21 protein-coding genes and 1 pseudogene are annotated in these 24,342 nt (G+C 42.5%); 13 read left to right on the top strand and 9 right to left on the bottom strand.

Features of this window, described 5'->3' with window-relative positions:
- The first annotated feature begins 28 nt into the window (after positions 1 to 28).
- Complete coding sequence (locus ACWIWK_RS05550) at positions 29 to 937, top strand: DMT family transporter (RefSeq protein WP_454151579.1); 909 nt, start codon at positions 29 to 31, stop codon at positions 935 to 937.
- Between the two features lie 23 nt (positions 938 to 960).
- Here ACWIWK_RS05550 and ACWIWK_RS05545 read toward each other — a convergent pair whose 3' ends face one another.
- Positions 961 to 2,730 (bottom strand): TonB-dependent receptor, encoded by a 1,770-nt coding sequence (locus ACWIWK_RS05545; RefSeq protein ID WP_454151577.1) that lies wholly within the window; start codon positions 2,728 to 2,730, stop codon positions 961 to 963.
- A complete protein-coding gene (locus tag ACWIWK_RS05540; protein ID WP_454151576.1) occupies positions 2,699 to 3,172 on the bottom strand; it encodes a TonB-dependent receptor plug domain-containing protein in 474 nt (157 codons plus the stop codon). Before ACWIWK_RS05540 ends, ACWIWK_RS05545 begins: the two co-directional genes overlap by 32 nt.
- Before the next feature lie 297 nt (positions 3,173 to 3,469).
- On the opposite strand from ACWIWK_RS05540, the gene ACWIWK_RS05535 reads away from it, so the two are divergent.
- The 6 genes and pseudogenes from ACWIWK_RS05535 (at position 3,470) to ACWIWK_RS05510 (ending at position 8,602) form a co-directional block, all read left to right on the top strand.
- A complete protein-coding gene (locus tag ACWIWK_RS05535) occupies positions 3,470 to 4,309 on the top strand; it encodes an ankyrin repeat domain-containing protein (RefSeq protein ID WP_454151574.1) in 840 nt (279 codons plus the stop codon).
- A 33-nt stretch (positions 4,310 to 4,342) separates the two neighbouring features.
- The gene (locus tag ACWIWK_RS05530; protein WP_454151572.1) at positions 4,343 to 5,431 is read left to right on the top strand and encodes a D-alanine--D-alanine ligase; all 1,089 of its coding nucleotides are present in this window, start codon (positions 4,343 to 4,345) and stop codon (positions 5,429 to 5,431) included.
- 99 nt (positions 5,432 to 5,530) lie between these two features.
- Positions 5,531 to 6,259 (top strand): annotated as a pseudogene (locus tag ACWIWK_RS05525) (alpha/beta fold hydrolase); the annotation flags it as partial.
- Between the two features lie 69 nt (positions 6,260 to 6,328).
- Positions 6,329 to 6,634, top strand: a complete 306-nt coding sequence (locus ACWIWK_RS05520) for an acylphosphatase (RefSeq protein WP_454152033.1) — start codon at positions 6,329 to 6,331, stop codon at positions 6,632 to 6,634.
- Positions 6,635 to 6,637: 3 nt separating this feature from the next.
- Positions 6,638 to 8,110 (top strand): Mur ligase family protein, encoded by a 1,473-nt coding sequence (locus ACWIWK_RS05515; protein ID WP_454151570.1) that lies wholly within the window; start codon positions 6,638 to 6,640, stop codon positions 8,108 to 8,110.
- Between the two features lie 9 nt (positions 8,111 to 8,119).
- Positions 8,120 to 8,602: an HIT family protein gene (locus ACWIWK_RS05510; protein WP_454151568.1), complete on the top strand. Its 483-nt coding sequence runs from the start codon at positions 8,120 to 8,122 to the stop codon at positions 8,600 to 8,602.
- A 143-nt stretch (positions 8,603 to 8,745) separates the two neighbouring features.
- Here ACWIWK_RS05510 and rpsO read toward each other — a convergent pair whose 3' ends face one another.
- Positions 8,746 to 9,018 carry a 30S ribosomal protein S15 gene (rpsO, locus tag ACWIWK_RS05505; RefSeq protein WP_454151566.1) on the bottom strand — a complete coding sequence of 91 codons (273 nt, stop codon included), beginning with the start codon at positions 9,016 to 9,018 and terminating at the stop codon, positions 8,746 to 8,748.
- A 260-nt stretch (positions 9,019 to 9,278) separates the two neighbouring features.
- On the opposite strand from rpsO, the gene ACWIWK_RS05500 reads away from it, so the two are divergent.
- The 3 genes from ACWIWK_RS05500 (at position 9,279) to guaA (ending at position 15,193) form a co-directional block, all read left to right on the top strand.
- Positions 9,279 to 12,098: a TonB-dependent receptor plug domain-containing protein gene (locus tag ACWIWK_RS05500; protein ID WP_454151564.1), complete on the top strand. Its 2,820-nt coding sequence runs from the start codon at positions 9,279 to 9,281 to the stop codon at positions 12,096 to 12,098.
- A gap of 27 nt (positions 12,099 to 12,125) precedes the next feature.
- On the top strand, positions 12,126 to 13,136 hold the full coding sequence (locus ACWIWK_RS05495) for an outer membrane beta-barrel protein (protein ID WP_454151562.1): 1,011 nt from the start codon (positions 12,126 to 12,128) through the stop codon (positions 13,134 to 13,136).
- Between the two features lie 95 nt (positions 13,137 to 13,231).
- Positions 13,232 to 15,193, top strand: coding sequence for a glutamine-hydrolyzing GMP synthase (guaA, locus tag ACWIWK_RS05490; RefSeq protein ID WP_454151560.1), 1,962 nt, complete (start codon positions 13,232 to 13,234; stop codon positions 15,191 to 15,193).
- A 72-nt stretch (positions 15,194 to 15,265) separates the two neighbouring features.
- On the opposite strand, the gene ACWIWK_RS05485 is transcribed toward guaA, so the two are convergent.
- Positions 15,266 to 15,637, bottom strand: a complete 372-nt coding sequence (locus tag ACWIWK_RS05485; protein ID WP_454151558.1) for a hypothetical protein — start codon at positions 15,635 to 15,637, stop codon at positions 15,266 to 15,268.
- A gap of 20 nt (positions 15,638 to 15,657) precedes the next feature.
- A complete protein-coding gene (locus tag ACWIWK_RS05480) occupies positions 15,658 to 16,434 on the bottom strand; it encodes a hypothetical protein (RefSeq protein WP_454151556.1) in 777 nt (258 codons plus the stop codon).
- A gap of 266 nt (positions 16,435 to 16,700) precedes the next feature.
- Between ACWIWK_RS05480 and ACWIWK_RS05475 the strand changes: the two genes are divergently transcribed.
- Complete coding sequence (locus ACWIWK_RS05475; protein WP_454151554.1) at positions 16,701 to 17,516, top strand: peptidylprolyl isomerase; 816 nt, start codon at positions 16,701 to 16,703, stop codon at positions 17,514 to 17,516.
- A 168-nt stretch (positions 17,517 to 17,684) separates the two neighbouring features.
- Positions 17,685 to 19,082, top strand: a complete 1,398-nt coding sequence (locus ACWIWK_RS05470) for a coproporphyrinogen III oxidase family protein (RefSeq protein WP_454151552.1) — start codon at positions 17,685 to 17,687, stop codon at positions 19,080 to 19,082.
- Between the two features lie 89 nt (positions 19,083 to 19,171).
- Here the strand turns inward: ACWIWK_RS05470 and ACWIWK_RS05465 are convergent, their stop codons facing one another.
- The 4 genes from ACWIWK_RS05465 to ACWIWK_RS05450 all read right to left on the bottom strand — a co-directional run bounded on the left by ACWIWK_RS05465 (position 19,172) and on the right by ACWIWK_RS05450 (position 22,582).
- Positions 19,172 to 19,834 carry an outer membrane beta-barrel protein gene (locus tag ACWIWK_RS05465; protein ID WP_454151550.1) on the bottom strand — a complete coding sequence of 221 codons (663 nt, stop codon included), beginning with the start codon at positions 19,832 to 19,834 and terminating at the stop codon, positions 19,172 to 19,174.
- 144 nt (positions 19,835 to 19,978) lie between these two features.
- A complete protein-coding gene (locus ACWIWK_RS05460) occupies positions 19,979 to 20,620 on the bottom strand; it encodes a hypothetical protein (RefSeq protein ID WP_454151548.1) in 642 nt (213 codons plus the stop codon).
- 304 nt (positions 20,621 to 20,924) lie between these two features.
- Positions 20,925 to 21,968 carry an undecaprenyldiphospho-muramoylpentapeptide beta-N-acetylglucosaminyltransferase gene (gene murG / locus ACWIWK_RS05455; protein WP_454151546.1) on the bottom strand — a complete coding sequence of 348 codons (1,044 nt, stop codon included), beginning with the start codon at positions 21,966 to 21,968 and terminating at the stop codon, positions 20,925 to 20,927.
- Positions 21,968 to 22,582 (bottom strand): rhodanese-like domain-containing protein, encoded by a 615-nt coding sequence (locus ACWIWK_RS05450; protein WP_454151544.1) that lies wholly within the window; start codon positions 22,580 to 22,582, stop codon positions 21,968 to 21,970. The genes murG and ACWIWK_RS05450 overlap by 1 nt, the downstream gene beginning before the upstream one ends.
- 96 nt (positions 22,583 to 22,678) lie before the next feature.
- Between ACWIWK_RS05450 and ACWIWK_RS05445 the strand changes: the two genes are divergently transcribed.
- A complete protein-coding gene (locus ACWIWK_RS05445) occupies positions 22,679 to 24,184 on the top strand; it encodes an anthranilate synthase component I family protein (protein ID WP_454151542.1) in 1,506 nt (501 codons plus the stop codon).
- The last annotated feature ends 158 nt before the right edge of the window (positions 24,185 to 24,342 follow it).

The following is a 24,342-nucleotide window of genomic DNA, read 5'->3' as shown; positions in this document are numbered from 1 at the left end:
AAAATTTTCTAACTAAGGAGCAAGTTTAATGCCGACCTTTAGATATGACCTTATAGGGCATTTTTTAGCCATTTTTACCATTATCGTGTGGGGGAGCACTTTTAGCTCGACAAAGGCGTTATTAAGCGATTTTGCACCTGCGGAGATTCTCTTTATCCGCTTCTTTTTGGCATATATATTCCTCGCGCTTTTATGTCGCACAGCTATCGCCTTTCGTGGCGTGAAAAATGAGCTATTATTCGCAGGAGCTGGACTTAGTGGCTCTTGTTTGTATTTTTTGCTAGAAAATATCGCGCTTAACTACACAAGCGCGTCAAACGCCTCGCTTTTAGTCGCGTTTAACCCCATTACCACCGCACTTCTTGCGCGAGTGATTTTTGGCAAAAGGCTTGGGAGATTCTATTTTCTTGGCTTTGGGCTATGCTTTGTTGGGATTATTCTTGTGGTGCTTAATGGTAGCTTTAGCGTGGAAATATCCCCGCTTGGCGATATGCTCTGCATTTTAGCGGGGCTTGTTTGGTCGGTTTATACGATTATTTTGGAGCGACTTTTTAGTGTGTATCGCGGGGAGAATGCTATCGCAATGACGCGCAAAATCTTTTTTTATGGGCTTATTTTTACGCTTCCTTTCGCGCTGTGGCAGAGCGTGGAGCTAAGCGGTGGGGATTTTAGCAAGATTATAGAATCTTCGCGCTTTAGTAATCCCACCAACGCGCTAAACTTGCTCTTTTTAGGGCTTGTGGCAAGCGCGCTATGCTATCTAAGCTGGAACGCCTGCCTAAAGCGACTTGGCACATTGCAAGCGAGCGCGTATATCTATGCGATTCCTGTGGTGGGCGTGTTTATCGCCACTCTCACTTTGGGCGAGTCTCTCACGCCTTATCTTATCATCGGCGGGATTCTCACTTTGCTCGGGCTTTTTGTCAGTCAAAAATAAGCAAACTTAGAGAATCTAAAAGACTAAAAACTCAGTCTGCCCTCGAGGAATGCACTGCGCCCAGCACCGATTAAGAATCCATAGCCAGCGACACTATCACTCGCATCTCCGTTGTAATAGCTATAATAAAATGTATCAAAGACATTACGCACGCCCGCGCTCAAAGAGAAATCTCCAAGTTTGACATTGAGCCCAATGTCTGTGAGGCTATATGCGGGGATTGTTTTTTGTCCATTGCTTGTCCTTGTTTGAGCTTGCCCCTGCCCTGTGGTAGTAAAAGTCTCAATATCTTTGCTTTGCCCATAAAAGCTATTTTGAATCCAAATTCCAAAGTTTCTACTTACATTGTAATTAAGCCCAATGGTCGCCTTATAATTACTCACATAAGGGATAAGTAGGTTTTTTACACTCGCGCCATTGTTGCGTAAGATTCTCGCATCGATATAAGTAACACTCTCGCTTATGCTCAAATCCCCACCAAGCAAATATTGCTCGGAGAAAAGCTCCACACCTGCGCGACTTGTCCTATCATAATTACCATAGACTACGCCACTTGCGGAGTGTGCGTTCCCAATGGTGTAAAATTCATTTTGCGTAAGTGTATAAAACACACTCGCACTGAATGCTACGCTACTGCCCCAAAAGTCCTTTAATCCTAATTCAAAAGTATGATAATCCTCTTGTTTTAAGTTCGTTGTGATATAATTGCTACCACTGCGTGTAAGCATAGAGTTGGGGCTAGGCGAAAAGAACCCTTTTTCGTATTTTACAAATATATTGCCATTATCGCTGTATCGAATGTTTGGTGTAAGTTCTAAGGCATAGTTATGCAACGAATCTTTAAGATAGCCATTTGCGTTAATGCGTATCGGCACTGGTGCGCCACCTGTCATAGTAATCGTTTGTTGATTGAGCACATCTATATCATAGTAAGCATATTCATATCGCGCACCACCTGTAAGTGAGAATCGCTTGCCAAAATCGTATTTTTCTAACGCAAAAAGCGCGGTATTCCATTTATTACCATTAAAGGCAATGTGCATTGGGTGATTATACGCGGTAACTGCGCCTGTCCCACCACTTGCGTTAATGAGTTGCTCCATTGTGCGATTGCTGATTTGATAGACAGATTCTAATCCCAGCATAAAGCGTCCATTGGTGTGATTTAAATCATATTTGGCATTCACACCAGCCTTTTGGTCGTCAAAAAGTGAGCCACTTTGGTCAGCAGAAGTCGTAGCAAAGGCAAAAGTCCCATAACGATAATTGGTTAAATTAGTTATAGAATCTTCGTATTTGATTTTATTTAAGTGATAAAATGCGCGCACATCAAACTTGCTATTTTCACTTAGAGCCATATTCCACGCTAGGCTTACATCAAGACGGCGTTGGGAGTTTCTCATTGAGCCCGTGCCCGCTGTGCCTCTATCAGACTTGCTTGGATTGGCTATGTCATTAAAGGAATTATTTGGCGTGGTGCGGATAATCCCTGCAAAGTAATCTATATCAAAACTCACACTTGAATCAGGGCCAAAGTCCTTTGTGAGCGAAAATGAGCCTTGCGCGCCATTAGTCCTATCACCTAGTCTAGGTCCGCCTCTATCGATATAAGCTGCGCTTGTAGTGATATAAGTGCCATCGCCAATCTTCCCGCCAACGCGCACATCGGCGTTATAATTATTCCCCACGCTAGCAATGGTATTAGAATAGCTAAGTCCCGCACTAAAATATGGAGTCTCATATCTTTTTTGTGTAAGGATATTAACAACCCCCCCCCCTCGTGCCGTTACCATACATTACCGCGCCACCACCGGGCAAAACCTCAATAGATTCTATGCTATTTGGCGAGAGAGTATTAAGTGGCGTAACTCCGTGGCTAGAATCAAGCATATTAGAATAATTCCCATTGATGAGCACTTGCACGCTAGTATTTGCGCGATTGCCCTGCCCTCGTAAATCTAAGTTGCTCCCTAAGCCAACATTTGCTAACCCCACAAAAGGCGTGTAGCGAAATATATCCTCACTACTGCGATAGCCTTTTTCTGCGATTTGCTCTTTATCAATCTTATACACACTGCGATTGAGCTCATCGAGCTCTGAGCGCATAACTTGCGCTGTAACCGTGGATTTACCAAGTTTGGCTTCTTGCATAGCCTCTTGTTGCGTGCTTGTATCATCAGCCCATAAACTCGCGCTTAAAGCCAATGCTAGTGAGACAGATATATGTTTTTTCATACTTTAATCCTTTAATAATGAGATGACAAAATGCTTTAAAGCACTTTGTTTTGAGTTGGCAATTATAGCAAAAAAATAATGATTTTTATTTATTAACAATAAAAGTTTCTATAAAAACCCTAATAGTATGAGAATCTACTAAAATATTTTTATTATAAATTATAAAATGAGAATTAAAAGATTTTTATCTCACAATTACTTACATAGTGATAAAGCAACTTTGCTTGTCGTCTTTAGGGATTAAAAATTGCTTAAAGTCAGCTAAAATGCAAATCCATAACTTAAGGAATCCTAACAATGAGACATTTGATGATTGTAATGCTTGCATTTACCCTAGCACAAGGCGCAAATGACAGATATAATACAATGCTTTTTAGCGATAGTTACACAGAAGTGCGTAAGGGTATATCACTTGGAGCAGATATTGAAGCGAGATTACGCGATAGCACTCCGCTCTATGACGCAGCACGAAAAGGGAATCTAAAAATTGTAAATCTCTTAATCCAGCGTGGAGCAGATGTCAATGCGGTATGCCACGGCGAGACGGCGTTGCTTAAAGTCGTGGCATTAGGCGATGTCAAGGTGGCAAAAGAACTCATCAAAAAAGGCGCGGAAGTCAATGTCGCCGATGAGCACTTGGGCAATACACCACTACACTACGCCACAAAAAATAATCATAAAGAAATGATAGCATTGCTACTTTCACGCGGGGCAGATATGTATGCGCCAAATTTCAGAGGCGAGACGCCAGCGGGCAAGATTTTAAAAGACAAATCCGTCCCAGCCCTTAGCATAGAAAACGAACATCTTGTGCTCAAGGCAAATTCGTTTAATCTCTCTAAAGGCACGGTGGCTCTTAGCATAGAGAACAAAACACAGGAGTTTTTAGACATTTCTCACCTTGCGCTGTATATGGATGGGAATCTCATAACCGATGGAAACGCAAATAAAAAGCTCCCCCCGCATTCTTCGGCAGGTGTAGGCTCGCTAGCTATCCCAGCAGATGTGTATGAAAAAGCCAAAATACGCAAATCAGGCAATACAACGGTGAAATATGGATTTGCCGTAGAATATGACATAGGCGGTGTGCGAAAAAATCTCTACAAAAGCACTGAAACACAATTCAAACTTTGGTAAAATATCTATTTCAAATGAGGCAAGGAGTAAGCATTGAAAGTTAGTGTGATTTTTGGTGGGATAAGTTTTGAGCACGAGATTAGCATTGTGAGTGCGATTGCGCTTAAAAAGGTTTTAGGCAACGACATAGCACATTTTATTTTTTTAGATTCTACGCATCGTTTTTGGCTTATCCCAAGCAAAAATATGAAATCCTCATTTTTCGCCAAAGGAGAGTATAAAACTCAATGCAAGGAAATTTTCCCTACATTTGCAGGATTTTATTACACCAATACAATTTTTAAAACACGCAAAAATATCCCTATCCAAACCGCTTATAGCCTCATACACGGCGCAGATGGCGAAGATGGAATCCTAAGCGCGTTGTTTGAGTTTTATAAGATTCCCTATATTGCGCCACGAGTGGAAGCGTGCGCGCTCAGTTTTAACAAAACTTTGACAAAGCTCTTTTGTGCTGAACGCAAAATCAAAGCCCTGCCCTATCAAGTCCTATACACCCACGACTTTGAATTTGACAAAAAACTTAGCGATTTTACTCCAAATTTTCCCTATCCTGTAATTGTGAAACCAGCGAGACTTGGAAGCTCTATCGGTGTGAGTGTGGTCGCGGAGCAAAAAGAACTTGCTTATGCCATTGAGAGTGCGTTTGAATATGATGAGTGCGTTGTCATTGAGCCTTTTATCCACAACATTAAAGAATACAATCTCGCGGGGTGCAAGGTAAAAAATGACAATGGCGAAGATGAGTGGATTTTTTCCATTATTGAAGAGCCACAAAAAGGCGAGTTTTTAGACTTTGAGAAAAAATATTTAGATTTCTCACGCACACAGCAGATTCTCCAAGCGGACATAAGCGAGAATCTTCGCACAAAGATTGAAAAAAACTTTACGCAAATTTATGAAAATGCCTTTGAGGGAGCGATTATCCGTTGCGATTTTTTTGTGATTGATGATGAAGTCTATCTCAACGAGATTAACCCTATTCCGGGTTCTGGGGCAAATTATTTGTTTAAAGACTTTAAAAATGTCCTCAACTCTCTTAGCGCAAATCTTCCGCATAAAAAACGCATAAAAATTTCCTATGCTTACATAGAAAAAATCCAGCGTGCCAAAGGCAAATAAACTCCTCTAACTGAAATTTTACTAAACGCTAAAATCCGCGCATTATAATGCGATATACAAAAATAATTTTGGCGTTTAAAAACTAGAAAGAGAGTGTGTATGGCGATAAAAAACATTACATATATGCAGCAAACATTTCCATTAAGCTATGAATTACACAATCTCCAAGTAAAAAATCCGCACGGTATGCTGGTATTTTTACACGGCTGGGGAAGCAATAAAGAGCTAATGAAGCAAGCCTTTGGCAAAAGTTTCGCAGAATTTGTGCATTGCTATGTGGATTTGCCCGGCTTTGGTGGAAGTCCTTGCGATAAAGCACTTTATACAAGCGATTACGCCAATATTATGGAATCATTCTTACGCCAATTACAACAAAGCGTGAGTGATATTGATTTAAGCGCGTATATCCTCGTAGGACATAGCTTTGGTGGAAAGGTCGCGCTTTTACTTACTAATGCACTTAAACTTCGCACTCTTATCTTGCTCTCTAGTGCTGGAATCTTAACGCCCAAATCCCTCAAAACGCGCGTAAAAATCACTCTTGCCAAAGTCGCTAAAACTCTAGGACTAAATGCCAAAGCCCTCCGTTCAAAGGACGCTGATAATCTTAATGAGGCGATGTATCAAACATTTAAAAATGTCGTAAATGAAGATTTTAGTGAGCATTTCAAAGCCTGTAATGCGCAAAGTTATGTCTTTTGGGGGACACAAGATGACGCTACACCGCTAAGCAGTGGAGAAAAAATCGCCAACTTATTGCCAAATGCCTACTTTTTCGCACTTGATGGCGGGCATTATTTTTTCTTAAATCAAGCTGGCGTTATACAATCTTACTTTACACATAAAAATACTCCTAAAGAGGCTTTAGATTCTAAAATTTCGCTACAATCTTATGAAGTGCAATCAAATCAATCGCACGATTTCGATTCTCTTACTTGTTGGCATATCCTTGTGTATGGCAAGGTGCAAGGAGTTGGTTATCGTAAATTTGCCAAAGCTAAAGCCGATGAGCTAGGCATAAAGGGAAGCACACAAAATCTCCAAGATGGAAGTGTGGAAATCTATGCCCAAGCCAAAGAGCAAACGCTACGAAGTTATTGTGAGATGCTTCAAAAAGGACCATTGCGAGCAAATGTCTCACATATACAATCAAATCGTGAAGAGAGAAAAACTTTCAGTGAATTTAGTATATTGCGAGGATAATAAATGAGTGATGAATACATTTTAGGCGTTGCCACGCGTTTTATTCTAAACCTTGAAATAGCATTTTATTTTATCACGCTGTTGCAATGGTATAATTACAGCCTCTTTCGTGTCTTTTTCCGTCATCATAAGCCACTTTGGCATATTTGGTTTTTTCTCTTGCCTGCTGGCGTGTTTATAACGCTTGAAGTTTTTGGATTTGAGAAATATTGTATTGTTGTTGTGGGTGTGCTTTTTGTGGCGTTGTGTTCGTGGCGATTCTCACAAGATAAACCTTTAAAATTCACCAAAAGGGTGATAAGATTCTTTATTTTGTGCTTTTTATTTTTAGCCTTAGATGAGGCGTTGAGTTTTAGCTTTGAGACAAACACACCTATTTCTCATATCCTCCCACTTATCTTTGGACATATTGTGTCAAAGACTTATGAATTTGCTCTTTTGAAGCAGTATAAAAAAATGGCAAAAGAAAAGTTGGAGCGATTTAGTCGGTTAAAGATTATAGCGATTACAGCAAGCTATGGAAAGACAAGCATTAAAAACTATCTTAGACAGATTCTTGGCACGCAATACGCCGTATATGCTACTCCACGCAGTGTCAATACGCTTGCTGGCATTATTGCAGATATTAACGAGAATCTTACCTACACCACAGATATTTACATAGCCGAAGCTGGTGCGCGTCAAAAGGGCGATATTGATGAAATCGCGCAATTTTTAAATCCGCAATACGCCATTATTGGCGAGATTGGCGAGCAACATTTAGAATACTTTAAAAATCTCGCAAACATTGTAGAGACGAAATTTGAGCTCTTGCATTCTAATAGATTAAAAAAAGCATACATTTATGAAAAAAACCTCTTGCCTCACGATTTTGAGACTATCAAACCACGCAATACAGAGTTCTACCCCGCAGCGTGTCGCAATGTCAATGCCACGCTCGATGGCACGACATTTGAGCTCAAAATCAAAGACAAATGGGTGGAGTTTGAGACGCAGATTCTAGGCACATTTAACGCACACAATATCGCTGTGGCAGTGAGTATCGCCACCGAACTTGGAATAAAAGCCGAAGAGATTGTGCGTGCGGTCAAAAGACTTGAGCCAACAGAGCACCGCTTGCAAAAAATAGAAGTAAATCAAAAACTTATCATTGATGATAGCTTCAATGGGAATCTCAACGGAATGCTCGAGGCTGTGCGCCTCTCCTCGCTTTATAATGGAAGACGCGTAATCATCACGCCCGGTATCGTAGAGAGCACTAAAGAGGCAAATATCCAACTCGCCAAAAAAATTGATGAAGTCTTTGACATTGCCATTATCACGGGCTCTCTCAATACAAAAGTGCTCTCTAGCCATATTAAAAGCGCGCAAAAAATCATTTTGCCAAGTAAAGAATCACTTGAAACAATGCTAAAAGCCTGCACGCTTCCAAATGATTTGGTGCTCTTTAGCAATGATGCGCCAAGCTTTATTTAAGAATCTTTAATGCAAGCACTCTACTGCCCTTGGCGCGAGGCATACTTCGGGGATAAGGGTGATGAATGTGTGTTTTGTGCGATTTCAAAAACTCCAAATGATGATGAGAAACACCGCGTATTTTACCGCGATGAAATGTGCTTCGCAGTGATGAATCTCTTTCCCTATACGCCCGGACATTTTATGATTATCCCGCACGCACATTGTAGCTCCCCTGAGAATCTAGACGCACAAATATGGCAGCATATCCACTCTCTTTCTCAAAAGGCCTTTGAGATTCTCTATGAATATGGCGCAAGCGGGATAAATATGGGTATGAATATCCATCGTGCGGGTGGAGCGGGAATCCCAGAGCACTTGCATTTGCACTTCGTGCCTCGATTTATAGGCGATACGAATTTTATCACAACCATTGGCGAGACACGCACTTATGGCGTGGATTTTGATAGTGTGTATAAGAAAATTAAAGCGATTGCCCAAAAGATTCTCTAATTTTTCTAAAGATTTATAGGAAACCTATAAAGCTCTTATTGATTTTATAGAAAGTTTAAAAAACTCTTGGAATAAAGATTATAAAAGCGTCTTAGAGATAATATGGATATAAAAGGATTGTCAAGGCGATAGGACTTAAAGCCCTATCTGTCCTTAAGTTTTAGACTCTTAATGAGTTTGACATACGACTCGTATTTTGTGCGTTTCAAATATGATAACAAAGACTTTCGCAAACCTACAAGTTTAAGCAAGCCTAAACGCGATGAGTGGTCTTTGGGATTTGCTTTTAAGTGTTGGGTTAAGTCTGCTATGCGCTGGGTTAAAAGCGCGACTTGCACCTCCGATGAGCCTGTATCGTTTTTATCTCGCCCAAACTTTGCGATAATCTCTTTTTTCTTCGCCATATCTAAAGCCATAATGACCTCCTAAATGGTATAAAATAAGCCGTGATTGTAGCATAAAATTTCTCAATTTGCTCTCTCTACAATATATTTTTTTGTTTGGTTTTGTTGTAATTATTTCAAAGTCCCACATTGCGCATTGTCATTAGTAGCATTCTTAAAATATCTAGTATAATAATAAAATTATCTCTTATTATTTAAGTTGATTTTAAGGTTGTTAATATTATAATCTGCCGTTCTTTCTTTTAATCAAATCATTTGTTGAGGATTGCACAATGAATGCCAAAAGCCTTATTTTGTGTTTAATAATAGTTAATCTTGCTTTAGCTAATGATAATCTATTAGGGGGGGGGGGCAATTATACATTACGCAATGCAATAATTTTAGCCCAAAATGAGCAAGACACACAAACACAAGAATCAAAACCCACAGACAAACAAGAAGTAACCAAAAAAGTCCAGCTTGGCAAAGTAACAGCTTATGGCGAAAAAGAATTTGAAACCTATCAAAGTGGCACGCAAGTAGGACGCAATTTCTTGGATTCTAACCCAAGCGGAAATGGCGATATTACGAGCATTTTGCGCGTGTTGCCCAATGTGCAGTTTGACAACTCTCAGCTAAAAAGCACCACGCCGGGAGAAATCGACCCTGCCAACATATCCATAAGTGGTAGCCTCTTTCATCAAAACAACTTCCAAATTGATGGCTTTAATATGAATAACGACTTAGACCCGCACGGAAGCACGACAAACAACCAATCAAATATCCGCTCCACAGGATCTCAAGGGCTAAATATCGATACAAGCCTACTCGAATCTATCACGGTTTTAGATTCTAATGTCAGCGCGGCGTATGGCAAATTCACAGGTGGTGTAGTGGAGGCAAATGTCCGCAAGGCACGCAAAGACGATGGTGGGATTAAAGGCTGGCACGGCAATATCAGCTATCAATTCACGCAGGGCAATGCCGACCCGAAAAAATTCTCGCTTACCAAATACCATTATGATAACCGCGCAGAGAGCAGTCTCTTTTTGAGCGCAGATGAACGCTACCAACCAGAATTTTTCAAATACTCGGTAAAATCCAGCCTAGAGGGCTACATTACCAAAGATTTAGGATTAGTGGCGAGCTTCACCACCACACAGAGCATTATCCCGCTAAACCCATATCGCAATCTCGCCTCTTATAAATATGGCAACGATTTAGACAAAAAGCGCGAGCAAAAGCGAGAATCTTATAACTACTACTTAAAAGCGCATTATAATCCCACTGAAAATCTCACCCTAGAAGCAAATCTAGGCTACGCCCCACAACACAATACCTACTACAATGACGCAGCGATGAATAGCTACTACGAAATGCAAACTGGGGGAATCCAAGCAGGTGCAAAGGCATTATGGCAGACGCCTGTGGGATTATGGACACAATCGCTTGGTTTATCGTTTGTAGAAAATTCTCGGCGAAGCGATGCAAATTACTTCTACCAATGGTATCGCAGTGTGGAGAAAAATGGTGGAGGGACAAACTTGCTTGTCTTTGAGGGAGGCTATGGGGATTTAGACCAAAGTCAAATTACCACAACTTATAAAAGCGATTTTAGCTTTGAGTCATTAGAAATCAACCGCCTCACTAGCACCGTGCGCGTAGGCTTTGAGCTCTCTCATCTCTACATTGGGCGAAATCGCCCAGCTGATGCGTATTGGATGCAGGGCAATCCCACACAAATGAATGAAAATCAATCCTGTGGGACAGATTCTTTAGGTTATGATGGGCTATGCTCGAGTTCGCCATTGCTTAGAGGTGGCACTAATGGCACGCCTATCACAAGCGGTAGCGGTGCTGGCGGGCAATTTGCTCATACAATACGAATCGCTAAGGCAAGTGATTTTGTCTTTAATGGTGTGAATTATGGAATCTATGCAGAAAATGACATAAATATGGATTTTGGCTTTTTAGGAAATGTGAATATCCGCCCCGGAGTGCGCCTTGATGGCGATAGTTATATGGGCAAACACACGCTTGCACCTAGACTCGCGCTTAATTATGTAACCCCCGCGCCAAGAGAGTGGCAAAGTCAGCTCACACTTGGAGCGAATCGCTACTATGGGCGCAATTTGTTAAGCTATTGGCTCTATGCACAGCAGAGCAAAAGTTGGGAAGTGTGGCGCAGGTCAATGTGTAATAGCCAAGCTCAAGCAGATTGTATCGCGGTAAATACCCCAACCGCGTGGGTAAAGCAAAATGACTACAATCTATCTAGCTTTTTTCACTTTGATAAACTCCGCGTGCCTTATGATGATGAGCTAATGGCTGGTATCACGCAAAAACTTGGGATTTTTGAGTTTAGCGCGAAATACATTATGCGCTTTGGTAGAGATGAAGTGATGAGGCAAGACACAGGGAATGTGCAAACTCGTAGCGATTCATATTGGAATAATAATGGCAAATCACAAAGCCAAATTGTCGCGCTCGTGCTACAAAATATCGCGCCTATCCAAACCTTTGGAATCTCACATCACTACTTATTTGCCTATGATTTAACCCAAGTCAAACGCAGCTATAATATCTGGCAAAACACCCATAATGGCACAGATAGGGACGATGATGAATACGCAAATAACGAGCTCATTTACTATGACGGACAGCTGATTCGCTACCGCGATAGACCTGTGGAGAATTTCGCCCGCCCTTTCACGCTAAGGCTTACCACCACGCATAACTTTAAAATCTTACGCACAAAGTGGATACTTAATAATTTCTTTCGCTATCGCGAGGGATTTGAGCGAATGATAAATTCTGCACAAAGTATAACCATTGATGGAAAAGCCTATTTGCGCTTTGATAAAATGCACTTCCCTGCGGCATTTACTTGGGATATGCGAGTGGGCACAGAACTCAATGTGCGAGGCTCACACACGCTCTATGTCAATGTAGATATTTATAATGTCCTAAACGCACGCAATATGACAACGCTCCAAGCCACAGGGGCAGCTACGACAAATGGCTCGATAATCCCCGGTATTGCTTCAGCTGGAGCGTATGCGGTGTATGAGCTAGGCAGGCAGTTTTGGGTGCAAGTGGGCTATAAATTCTAAATCGAGATTCTACACAAAGGAAAAGCAATGAAAAAGATAATCGCAGTAGTGGTGCTTGTGTCGTATTGTCATACCCAACCTTTACAAAAAGGCGAAATATCTCAAACACAAGACAAAGAAATACTTCGCTACGCTCAGTATGACAATCAAAATCCACAAAACAATAAAGATTTAAAAGACGATAGCAATCCCTATGAGAGCCAAAATCTACAAGGCGAACAAAGCGGAGATTCTCTCGCAAATAAACAAGGTGAAGTTTTACATACAAATAACACAATTCAAGCGCGAGACGCAATTACGCCTTTGGAATCCAAAGATTTTAGCCAAGCAAGCGGGCTTATCATAGGGATAGAATCTTCGTTGAGCACATTTGGCTTTGCCCATCACCACGAAGTAGAAACCACCACTATAAACAACACTTCCACCGCTCAAGGCGGGACAACCACCACCACGACAATCACTCCCATAGATTCCTTTGATATGCGCGGGATTGGTGGGGGCTATGGGCTTATTGTGGGTTATGAGGGATTTTGGAGGCAATTTGCTAGCAAAGGTGAGCTAGGAATGCGTATATATGGCGATTTACACGCTACGCATACGCATTTTTCAAACGCACAAAAATCGCTCAATCCCATAATGCTACGCTATGGGGTAAATGTCGATGCCCTGCTAGATTATATCATAGCGCAAAATTCGCTTCATCTTGGGGGATTTATCGGTGTGCGTATCGGTGGCAAAAGCTATGTCGGCAAAGATATAGATACGCTTGATATGCAAATGCGCCAACTTGGCGATGGATTCCCAAAGGCGAGTTTTGATTTGGCACTTAATCTTGGAGCACGAGCCAAACTCGCCCAACATCACGGAATCGAGCTTATCTTTAGCGTGCCATTTTTTGTGAGCAACTTTAATGCAAACTCGCTCAAAGTCGCCAAGACAAACGCCCAAACGACTAACACCACCACAAGACTTAGCGGGGATTTTACGCAGTATTGGAGCGTGGGCGTGCGCTATATTTACACTTTTAGCGGGTTGTAAGTTTCAATATTTGGCATTGACATTCGTCATTTTGTTATAAGGGCTTAAGGCAAATTTGCTATAATGCGATTTTAGCCTTAAATTTAGGAGACATAATGAGTGCAAAATCCGCTAAAACCCCCTCTATGCAAAAAACACAAAAGCCACACAATCCACAACACTCGCAAATGCTACACCCCCAAATCATCGTGCTTGACTTTGGAAGCCAATACACACAGTTAATCGCTAGGCGTTTGCGCGAAATGGGAATCTATACGGAAATAATGCCCTATTTTGAGAGCGCGCAATCTATAAAGGCGAAAAATCCGCGCGGGCTAATCCTAAGTGGCGGTCCTGCAAGCGTGTATGAAAAAGACGCGTATAAGCCTGATAGCGAGATTTTCACGCTAGGGATTCCCATTTTGGGAATCTGCTATGGAATGCAGTTTATCGCGCATTTTTTCGGCGGACAAGTCGCAAAATCTAGTGCGCAAGAATTTGGCAAGGCAAATCTTACAATCATTGATTCACGCGGAATCTTTAGTGGCGTGAAGCAAGATTGTATCGTGTGGATGAGCCATAGTGATAAAGTCATTGCCCTGCCGAGTGGATTTAGCGCGATTGGTAGTAGTGCAAATAGCGAGATTTGCGCCATTGCAGATTTGGAGCGCGAAATTTATGCGATACAATTCCACCCCGAAGTGGTGCATAGCGAGTGCGGAGCGCAGATTCTCTCAAACTTTGCGCGTGAGATTTGCGGGGCGAGTGATGATTGGAATATGCACAATTTTGCCGAGTTAGAAATCGCCAAAGTGCGAAAAATCGTGGGTTTAGAGGAAATGGATTGCCACGCGGATTTTGACAAATCCGCTCGCAATGACGATAAAAACTCCAACAACACCGCTTGTCATACTAAGCCTTGCGAAGTATCCAAAGAATCGCAACATTGTCATACTGAGCGTAGCGAAGTATCTCAAAAGTCCAGCGATAGAGATATTTCGGCTTTTTCAAAACCTCAATATGACAAAAAAACACAATCAAAGTTTAATAAGCAAGGGCGAAGCATTTGTGATGAGAAATCAGGGTTGCGAAGTTGCGAGCAACGAGATAAGGCTAAAACGCCTATCGAGGAAGCGAGCGACAAGCTCCGTGATTTATCGCACAAAGGCAAGTCCGCTAAAGTGCTGTGCGCGGTAAGTGGTGGAGTAGATTCTAGCGTGGTGGCGGCATTACTCCACAAAGCAATCGGGGAGAATCTAATCCCCGTCTTTGTCGATACGGGCTTACTCCGCGCGGGCGAGAGAGAGGCAGTGGAGCAAATGTTTAAGCAGAATCTACAAATCCCGCTTATCACCGCAGACGCAAGCGAGCTGTTTTTAAGTCGCTTACAAGGCATTACCGAGCCAGAGCAAAAGCGCAAAATCATCGGGGAAAGCTTTATCGAAGTCTTTGAGCGCGAAGCAAGAGCGCACAACGCAAATGGCGAGATTAAATTTTTGGCACAAGGCACACTCTACCCCGATGTCATCGAATCTGTAAGCGTAAAGGGTCCCAGCAAGACAATCAAATCTCATCACAATGTCGGCGGACTACCTGAGTGGATGAGATTTGAACTCATCGAGCCATTGCGCGAACTCTTTAAAGATGAAGTGCGGAGTTTGGGGCGCGAACTCGGAATCCCAGAATCTATGCTAATGCGCCACCCATTTCCCGGACCCGGACTTGCGATTCGCATTATGGGCGAGGTTACGCGGGAAAGTTTGGCGATATTGCGCGAGGCGGATTCTATCTTTATCGAGGAATTGCATAAAAATGGGCTCTATGGTAGCGTGTGGCAGGCGTTTTGCGTGCTACTTAATGTGCGGAGTGTGGGCGTGATGGGCGATAATCGCACTTATGATAACACCATCGCACTTCGCGCCGTAGAGGCGATTGACGGAATGACGGCGCGATTTTCGCATTTGAGCTTTGAGTTTTTAGAAAAAGTCAGCAATAGAATCATAAACGAAGTAGAGGGGATAAATCGCGTAGTCTATGACATAAGCTCCAAGCCCCCAGCCACGATAGAGTGGGAGTGAGTAAACCCAATCGCTTCATAAGCGTTGGGTGAGAATCCAAATCCTTAAAGGAGTGTAAAACTCCCTTAAGTCTTATATATCAAAGCGGAATCGCACGATACCAATAGCACTGCCTCTATGCACATCTGCTCTTCGCAAATATGCGTTATAGTAGCCAATTTGTGGGACTATGCTAAAGTTCTTAGACACTTTGTAAGGTGTTTGGAGAGAGACTTTATAGCTTAGGATATGCTCGTCCGATATTGTGTCATCATATGTGGTTGTGGGGGTACCACCATTACCACCATTACCACCATAAGTAAGCTGGAATCCTGAGCCAAGTGTAATGGCGAGCTTTTGTGAAGCCGCATAGCTTACCTCAAAAAATCCACCACCGCGCTTCGCATTTAGCCCAGCATCGATAGTCGCGTAGTTAAACTCGCCCTGCCCAGCACTTGTTCTCATTTCTCCATACAGATGTGCATTCACACCATAGCTAAGGAATACAGAGAGAGAGAGAGAGGACCAAATTGTGGTTTAATCCCTGCAAGCACATTCCACGCGTGCGCTCCCTGAGCATTCCCTATAGTATTAGTAGTGCTAGTTCCGGGATATGTCCCACCAGAGTTTGCCACGCTATGGTTGTAATACTTGTAAGTCGCACCGACCTTGAAGTTTTTGATTATGCCTTTGTTGCGAAATTGATATGCCATTGAGATTCTAGGAATCTCGCTCTTTCTGTAATGGTCAGTGATAAGGGCTACTTTATACCCTCCGTTACTGTATGCTACTTGCATATCGCGATTCCCCGGGATAACTGAGCCAAAGCCTGTGCTCCCTGTATCTTGGCCTAAAAAGTCTGTATTAAACCCTCCTTCAACAGTAGGTGAATCATCTCTTCCCACAGAAATTTTCCCAGCTGAGCCAAGGTCATACTGCCCGAAAAATTTACGAATCCCCGGTGCGTTTGTAGTGTTGCCACTAATCATTCCGGGCTCTTGTGCGCCAAGCTCAAAGCGAATAAAGAACTTATCAATCGTAGTATCAAAGCCCAAACGAGAATTGACTTGCAATCCTTGTAAATAATCCGCTCCTACCGTGCTCTGCTCCCCTGTCTTGCCAGCTGCACCGCTATAACCCAAAAGCACACCATACATCTTCACACTTGTCTGTGTCTCGCTATCGCTATACACCTCTACTGCTGCCATTGCTGGCATTGCCATTGCCGCGCTTAATGCGCAAGAAACCATAAGTTTCCTCATATTCAACTCCTTAGTAAAAAATTCGCCTCCTTAAAGATAGCAAGGCTTAGGAGTCATTATAACGAAATGTGAAAGAAAAGTGAAATTTTTATAAAGAGTTATGAGGAGGGGGGTAAAAATGTTACATTATGATTTCACAATGATTTCACAACAAAGATTCACGCAAAAGAAAAGAGATTAACTTTTTGTTAGCTTTCGCGGGATAGAATGCGCGTGATTGTCATAGCACAAATCGCACAAATCCACTCAAACTAAAGGAGCTGTCAATGAAAAAACTCGCTATCGTATGTTTATTAAGCCTATTAAGTTTGCCAGCTATGGCGAAAACTTATGCCACGCTTAATGGCAAGGCTATCACGGAAAAGGACTTTGAGATGTATAATGTCAAGCAATCTGACTTTGAAAAACTCCCAAAAGAGCAAAGAGAAGCATTCCTCAACACTATCATCAATGATAAACTCGTGCTAGAATCTGCCCGCACTGAGGGAATCGAGCGGAGCAAAGACTACACGCAGGCATTAGAGGGCTTCAAAATGCAAATGCTCTTCCAAATGTGGCAACAAAATCTTGCCAAAAAGGCAAAAATGCCAAACATCAGCGACTCTCAACTACGAGAAATCTACAACAACAACAAAGACCAATTTGTCGACCAAACAGGTAGAGCGCGTCATATCCTCGTAAATAACGAGCTTGAAGCAAAAAACATCATCGCCGAGCTTAACAAGGTGCGAGGCAAGGCTGAAGCGAAGTTCATCGACTTAGCAAACCAAAAAACGCTCGACCCAGCAGCAAAGCAACAAAAAAATGGTGGCGACTTGGGCGAGTTTCACCGCTCGGCTATGAACCCTATATTTTCCAAAGCAGCGTTTGACTTAAAGCCGGGCACTTATACTAAAGAGCCTGTGAGGACACAATTTGGCTACCATATCATTTATTTAGAGAGCAAGAGCGAGGCTAAGACGATTCCCTACGAGCAGGCAAAGCAAATCATCTTGCAAAATGCGCAAATGCAAGCCGTAGGCAAAGTCATCAATGATAAAATTATGGAGCTCCGCTCTAAAGCACAAATCAAAATCAATTAACTTCTCATATCCTATAAACCACATAGATTCTCTAATCGCAGGGAATTTATGTGGATTTTACAATTCCTTTGTATCTTTTTGATTTATTTTGGTTATAATCGCCTCTTTGTTTCAAATAGCCTCAAATTTCAATTTCACGCCTTATATTTAAACGAATGGAGCTAAGCTATGTTTGCCACTTTTATCCAATCCCTTGCTACGCGCTATGCGAGCCACTCTATGCAAAGAGTGCTTAAGCGCAGTTTCAAAGTGCGCTTGCACGCGAGCGAGATTCTCCCAAATGGCAAGCCCACAATGCTTTATATCCACATTCCCTTTTGCCACACGCTTTGCCCCTATTGTAGTTTCCACAAATACATTTATGATGAGAGCTTAGCGCGGGCGTATTTTGAGGCATTGAGAGAAGAGCTAAAACTCATTAAGGCAAAGGGCTTTGATTTCCACACGCTTGTGGTGGGTGGCGGGACTACGCTTATCAATGAGGACGAGCTATTAAAGACTTTGGAGCTGTGTAAGAATCTCTTTGGCATACAAGAGATTTCGTGTGAGAGCGACCCGACACATATCGCGCCTGCGCAATTAGAGCGATTTAAGGGGCTTATCACGCGTCTAAGCTGTGGGGTGCAGAGCTTTGATGATGAGATTTTACGCAAAATTGGGCGGTATGAGAAATTTGGCTCAAGCGCGCAGTTGCAAGAAAAGCTCGCAAAAGCGCAAGGAATCTTGCCAACTTTAAGCATTGATTTAATTTTTAACTTCCCAAACCAAACAAAAGAGCAACTTTTGCGTGATTTAGCTATCGCTAAATCGCTAGGCGCAGAGCAAATCACCACTTACCCGCTTATGCGCTCCGCACTCACGCGCTCCAAAATCCAATCCGCGCTAGGCGTGGCTCTAAGCGACAATGAACGCGAATTTTATGAGCTCATTTGCGCGGAATTTAGCGGGTGGAAGCGCAACAATGCGTGGGGGTTTGGCAAAATAAATCCTAATGAAAAAATCAATGACGATACCCCACAAAGCAATCTAAGCGATGAATATGTAAGCTCCAATCATCAATATTTGGGCGCGGGCAGTGGGGCGTTTAGCTTTATCAATGGCAAACTGTATATCAATACATTTAACCTCAAAGACTACTGCTCGGCTATCGCGCACAAGCACAATGCAAATATGGCAAACGCGGAATTTAGCAGGCGCGATATTTTGCGCTATGTGTTTTTGTGTGAGCTGTTTGAAGGCAGGCTCAATGTAGCGGAGTTTAACGCAAATATGCAGTGTAATTTGGAGTGGGATTTGGCATTAGAGATAGCGGGCTTGCGCCTAAGCGGGGCGATAACAAATGCGACAAATAGCGCGGGGGAGAAGATATTGCAATGCACGGATTTTGGGCATTATGTCTGCGTGGTGCTGATGAAAGAATTTTACGCGGGAATGGACTTGGTGCGTGCGACATTTCGCGATGAAGCCAGACTAGAAAATGCGCAAAAAGATGAGCTCCAAAACCAAAGCAGGATTAGTGTCATTGATATTATGAAAAACGCACACGAATACGCAAAAAGTATCTAAAAGTATGTAAAGAGGGAATCTCCCATAACAATTAACAATAAGCACGGCAAGAGGGCAATGCCACTTACTCAAGCATTGCCCTAAGATTCTTAGAATTTATAAGAATATCCTAGCGTAACGATGAGATTTCTCACCTCTGTCGTAGTAGCGGCGGTATCTGTGCCTTTGTAAGCAATCGTTGGAATCTTAAAGTTTAAGCCCAAAGTGTGATTGCCTCCTATGTAAGTCTCTACACCGACATTCACAGGGATAACCATTCCACTTGCGACATTAGTCGTGGTGGTTACATTATCCGTAGTGCTAACGCTACTATAAGAGCCATAGCCCACGCCCGCACCTATATACGCGCCAAACATATCTGTAAATTTCCATAGCACATCGATATTACCCGCGATTTGATGATATGAAAGCAAAGTCCCTGTGCTACTAGCTGCAGTCCCCTGCGCTGGGTCTGCTGGAGTGCTGGTATTGCTTGTGTTGTAAGCCCAATTATAACCAAGATACACCCTTAGCCCAAATTTATCATTAAGCGGGGCTATATAGCCAAACTTCGCACCGAGATTCCCAAGTGGGAAAGTTGAAGCAGATTCATTATCTGGTGTAGTCTTGCTAAATATCGCACTGTATCCTAGCTCACCACCGATAAAAAACCCTGCTCCACTATCAGCTGGCTTCAGCGTGCTCAAACCTGATAAGCCCACGCCCGCCACAACGACTACACGAAATAGAACCTTTGCAATGAAATTTTGCATTTTGTCTCCTTTTGAAGTGTTTTTCAACTTCTTTATGAAAATGTAGCACTTTTGTGAATTTTTATAAAAAAAAAAAAACACCACTAAAGGCAAGTTGCATTCTCGTGTAGTATGGTTAATAAAAAGTTAATACTTTATTGTAATTTAATGCGATAAATGTCTGGAATCTCGCGCCCTATTATACGCTTCTAACACGATGTCTGCCACAGGCTGCCATAGCGTAATCTCGCCATACTCCTCCTCAAAAACTTTGCCGTGATTGGTGGGAAGCATATTACGCATATTATGGTAGTTGGTGATGAAATTTGAGACATCTTTACACGATTCTTCGAGCTCATATCGCTTCACGGGGCGCGTATTTTGCGCGGAGAGCTCTAAAAATCGCACCAAAATTGTCCCGTTGCAAGGGTTTAACCCAGCGAAATATTTGTGAATCCAAGTCGCCACACGCTTTTGCACCTTTTTGACTTGCCTTTTTTCCTCGACTATCGGCACGCCTGCGTTTGTGCTATCGTCATTTGTTTGAGTGCTAAGCTCAAAGTGTGGTTGCTCTACTTGGGCGAGCATTTCTTTGAGAGATTGCTTTTCTTGGGCGAGAGATTCTATAAGTTTGATTTTGTGGGTTAAATCGCTGGCTTGGGCTATGCGAGATTCCAAACTTGTGATTTTTTCTTGGAGATTGAGAGATTCGAGCACTTCGAGTTGCTTTTTAAGCGCGGTGAGTGCGGAGAGCATTTGTAATGTATGGGTCTCAAAGTCCCTATTTATCGCATCTATGTAAGTCATAGTAACTCCTTTAAGTGGTATTTTGCCTAAGCATTCCTTAAAAACACAAAAATCTCAATGCAAAGAATCTAGGCGGTATAAAAATGCTATAATTCTACTAAATAAAAGTAAATTAAAATAAATAAATTAACAAAATATAAATTTTATAAATAAAACTAAAATAAGATAATAATATAAATAATAAATGAAATATAAAAATTACAAAAATAGGCGAAAAACTTTTTATTTAAGAGAGAAAACAGCGTTTATTTCAGTAAATTTGAAGTTTATGGGGGTTGAGAGGCAAATCACAAATCCCGCTACCTTAAGAAGTCAAATCCTTAATGCGTGCGATGATTTCCCTCGCACCATTTGGAGTGATTTTGCTTTGTAGGGTGCTTGAAATATCCGCTATATTGCCTTGTTTAAGAGAATCTATAAACTCCAACACCTTTTGCGCGCTTAACTCCGCTTGCGGACAAAGCCCGCATAGCCACTCATCGGCTAATGTCCGCGCATTGAGATATTGATGATTTTTATGCGCGTAAGGATAGGGGATAAAAAAGCACGGAAGTCCATTCGCGCAAGATTCCCATACGCTAGAAGCACCCGCTCGTCCAACGCACACATCAGCTTGACAAAGTGCTTCTACGATATTAGGACTAAAGGCAAAGAGATTGATAGAATCGAGCAATCCAAGATTCTTATACTGCTCCCTCACTCGCTCAAAATCGCGCTCTCCGCATTGATGTGCTATGCTTAATCCCTGCTTGATAAGCATAGGCGCGAGCTCTAATGCTAAATCGTTAATCGCTAGCGCACCCTGCGAGCCTCCCAAAAATAGAATGTGCTTTATCGTGCTTCTTGTGCGCGCTTTAGTGAAAAATTCCTCTCTCACGGGATAATCACAAGCCACAAACTTCGCACTAGGCAAAGCAAAAGAGCCAAAAACCGCCTTACAAAAAGGGAAAAGCACACTATTAAGCGTGCCAGATACGGCATTTTGCTCGTGGATAAAAAGCGGGATTGACTTACTTATCGCTGCCACAGACGCACCAGCCGCACTAAATCCTCCGACACTAATCACCGCCTTTATACTATGTGCCTTAAAAATCGCCCTACACTCACACACAGCCTTATAAACTTTATACAAAGCCTTGATTTTGCCAAGTCCGCGCTTATCTACCACGCCCGTGCTATCAAGGAAATGTGTCTGCGTGAATACATCGCTCCCCTCAAACCACTGCCTATCCTGCCCGCTAAGCGAGCCTATGTAAATACAGGGGATTTGTTGGGATTTGAGCTCTAAAGCCAATGCCTTAGCAATCGCTAAATGCCCGCCTGTGCCACCACCTGTGATGACAAACATTAGTATTTATGCTCGCTTGTGTGAGAATCTTTGGCGTGTGGATTCACACAGCATTCTGGCATTTGGGTAGTAATAGGCAACCCAAGCCCTTTCCACGCACCAAATCCTCCAACCAAACGATAGAGATTCTCATATCCTAAATGTCGCGCCCAAATCAACGCTGTGTGCGCACTACCAAAAGGCGCGAAAATATCCTCGCCCTCATCATAAAAGACAATCATCGCACCCTTATCCTCTCCCAAAAATTCAACAAACTCGCTTTTATCCCTGCTTAACGCGTCCTTATCCCAATTCCACTCGCTCCCATTGTCATTAAATGTAATGCTTTTAGCAAATTCAAAATGCTTCGCGCCCTCTATAAGTCCTAGATTGTAGATTCCACGCGGAAGGGTAGCGATGATAATCGCCTCCTGTGCCTCCTCAAGTTGTGGCGCAGTGATGAGCTTATATCCGCTCGCGTTTGCTCTTTGTTGTAGTGCTACGACTTCTTCACTTTGCTTTTGCGCGACAAAGTCATTATGCAACGCTAGAGCCTTATTTGCCTCGCCCTGCTCCTTTTCCCCGCACGCGATAAACACCACTGCTACTATCACACAAGAGAGAAATTTTTTCATACCTGCACTCCTAATTTTTACTTAACATTATAACCTAATAAATTCCTTGATTTTGCTATAATTCACACACAAATCACTTAAACATAAGGAAACTAAATGCCACAAATCTATCCTACGATTAGTGAAATCCGTGCGATTCCAAATCTACACATATATAAGCGTGTAAGCGTGGCAATGGAGCTTTTGAGCGACTTTATCACACCCATAGAAGCTATGCGGATTTTAAAATCACACTCCACGCATACATTTTTGCTTGAGAGCGTGGAGGATAGGAAGCAATGGGGGCGATGGAGCTTTTTGGGATTTGAGCCAACGCTAGAAATCACCGCGAAGGGCGAAATCGTCTATCTAAATGGCGTTGAATCTCCCGCACATAATGGCAATCCAAATGCACTAATACGCGAGATTCTCGCGGAATACAAAAGCCCAAAGATTGATTCGTTGCCCCCATTTTGTGGCGGACTTGTGGGGTATTTTTCATATTCATATTTGCGATATAGCGAGCCTAAATTAGATAAAATGTTTGCAGATTCTGCGCGAAACACAGAATCTAGCCCGTTTAACGACATAGATTTAATGCTCTTTGATTCGCTCATCGCCTTTGATAATTTGCGCCAAAAAATCGTCCTTATCACAAATGTCGCCCTTGATAATTTGGAAAACTCTTACCAAAAGGCGCAAGATAAGCTCGAAAATTTATGCGCGATTCTCACAAAACGCAAGGCATTAGGCACAATTCCTCCGCCATTGCCACTCAAACTCACAAGCGACATTACGCCAGACTTCACGCAAGACGCATTTTGTGCTATGGTAGAGAGAGCAAAGGATTACATTAAAGAGGGCGATATTTTCCAAGTGGTGCTTAGCAACCCACTTCGCGCAAAGGCGAGTGGTAGCCTCTTTGATACTTATCGAATCTTGCGTAGCACAAATCCTTCGCCGTATATGTTTTATTTTAGTAGCGATTGTATCGAAATGGCTGGGGCTTCGCCTGAGACGCTTACCAAACTTCAAAATGGGATTTTGCATACTTATCCGCTCGCTGGGTCGCGTCCGCGTGGGGCAAATGAAATCGAGGATAAAGCCTTAGAGCGCGAACTTTTGAGCGATGAAAAAGAATGCGCGGAGCATAATATGCTCGTGGATTTGGGGCGCAATGACATTGGCAAAGTGGCTAAAATAGGCTCTGTGGCGGTGGAAAAATATATGCAAATCGTGCGCTACTCTCACATTATGCACATCGCTTCAAGTGTGCTGGGTGAAATACGCGAGGATTTGGACGCACTTGATGCACTTAGCGCGGTGCTACCTGCGGGGACACTCTCTGGTGCGCCTAAGATTCGCGCGTGTGAGATTATCAACGAGCTAGAAAAAAGTCCGCGCGGTGTGTATGGCGGGGCGATTGGGTATTTGGATTTTAGCGGAAATATGGATAGTTGCATTGCGATTCGGCTGGTGTATAAAAAGGGTGATGAGCTTGTGGTGCGCTCAGGTGCGGGAATCGTAGCTGATAGCGTGGGTGAAACCGAACATACAGAGTGCCTAAACAAAGCCAAAGCCGTCCTAAATGCACTCAATGAAGCAAATGACGGGATACAATAAAGTCAAAACACCTAAAAATACGAGAATCTGGCAAAAAAATTTTTAGATTCCACTAATTAAAGCCCAAAAATGCTACAATCATACAAGTTAAACAAGGCGAGATTAGCACGAGTAGCATACAGATATGAGTTTTTGTTTCTAAATAGAGATGTGCCTTG

It is taken from the genome of Helicobacter sp. 23-1048 (assembly GCF_053654545.1).
The sequence above is the reverse complement of the archived record's forward strand: the minus strand, read 5'-3'. Positions and strand labels throughout refer to the sequence as shown.

Coding starts and splice junctions, on each gene's coding strand:
- ACWIWK_RS05550 (WP_454151579.1), top strand. CDS start 29: ATGCCGACCTTTAGATATGACCTTATAGGGCATTTTTTAGCCATTTTT.
- ACWIWK_RS05545 (WP_454151577.1), bottom strand. CDS start 2,730: ATGGTAACGGCACGAGGGGGGGGGGTTGTTAATATCCTTACACAAAAA.
- ACWIWK_RS05540 (WP_454151576.1), bottom strand. CDS start 3,172: ATGAAAAAACATATATCTGTCTCACTAGCATTGGCTTTAAGCGCGAGT.
- ACWIWK_RS05535 (WP_454151574.1), top strand. CDS start 3,470: ATGAGACATTTGATGATTGTAATGCTTGCATTTACCCTAGCACAAGGC.
- ACWIWK_RS05515 (WP_454151570.1), top strand. CDS start 6,638: ATGAGTGATGAATACATTTTAGGCGTTGCCACGCGTTTTATTCTAAAC.
- ACWIWK_RS05510 (WP_454151568.1), top strand. CDS start 8,120: ATGCAAGCACTCTACTGCCCTTGGCGCGAGGCATACTTCGGGGATAAG.
- rpsO (WP_454151566.1), bottom strand. CDS start 9,018: ATGGCTTTAGATATGGCGAAGAAAAAAGAGATTATCGCAAAGTTTGGG.
- ACWIWK_RS05500 (WP_454151564.1), top strand. CDS start 9,279: ATGAATGCCAAAAGCCTTATTTTGTGTTTAATAATAGTTAATCTTGCT.
- ACWIWK_RS05495 (WP_454151562.1), top strand. CDS start 12,126: ATGAAAAAGATAATCGCAGTAGTGGTGCTTGTGTCGTATTGTCATACC.
- guaA (WP_454151560.1), top strand. CDS start 13,232: ATGAGTGCAAAATCCGCTAAAACCCCCTCTATGCAAAAAACACAAAAG.
- ACWIWK_RS05485 (WP_454151558.1), bottom strand. CDS start 15,637: ATGAGAACAAGTGCTGGGCAGGGCGAGTTTAACTACGCGACTATCGAT.
- ACWIWK_RS05480 (WP_454151556.1), bottom strand. CDS start 16,434: ATGAGGAAACTTATGGTTTCTTGCGCATTAAGCGCGGCAATGGCAATG.
- ACWIWK_RS05475 (WP_454151554.1), top strand. CDS start 16,701: ATGAAAAAACTCGCTATCGTATGTTTATTAAGCCTATTAAGTTTGCCA.
- ACWIWK_RS05470 (WP_454151552.1), top strand. CDS start 17,685: ATGTTTGCCACTTTTATCCAATCCCTTGCTACGCGCTATGCGAGCCAC.
- ACWIWK_RS05465 (WP_454151550.1), bottom strand. CDS start 19,834: ATGCAAAATTTCATTGCAAAGGTTCTATTTCGTGTAGTCGTTGTGGCG.
- ACWIWK_RS05460 (WP_454151548.1), bottom strand. CDS start 20,620: ATGACTTACATAGATGCGATAAATAGGGACTTTGAGACCCATACATTA.
- murG (WP_454151546.1), bottom strand. CDS start 21,968: ATGTTTGTCATCACAGGTGGTGGCACAGGCGGGCATTTAGCGATTGCT.
- ACWIWK_RS05450 (WP_454151544.1), bottom strand. CDS start 22,582: ATGAAAAAATTTCTCTCTTGTGTGATAGTAGCAGTGGTGTTTATCGCG.
- ACWIWK_RS05445 (WP_454151542.1), top strand. CDS start 22,679: ATGCCACAAATCTATCCTACGATTAGTGAAATCCGTGCGATTCCAAAT.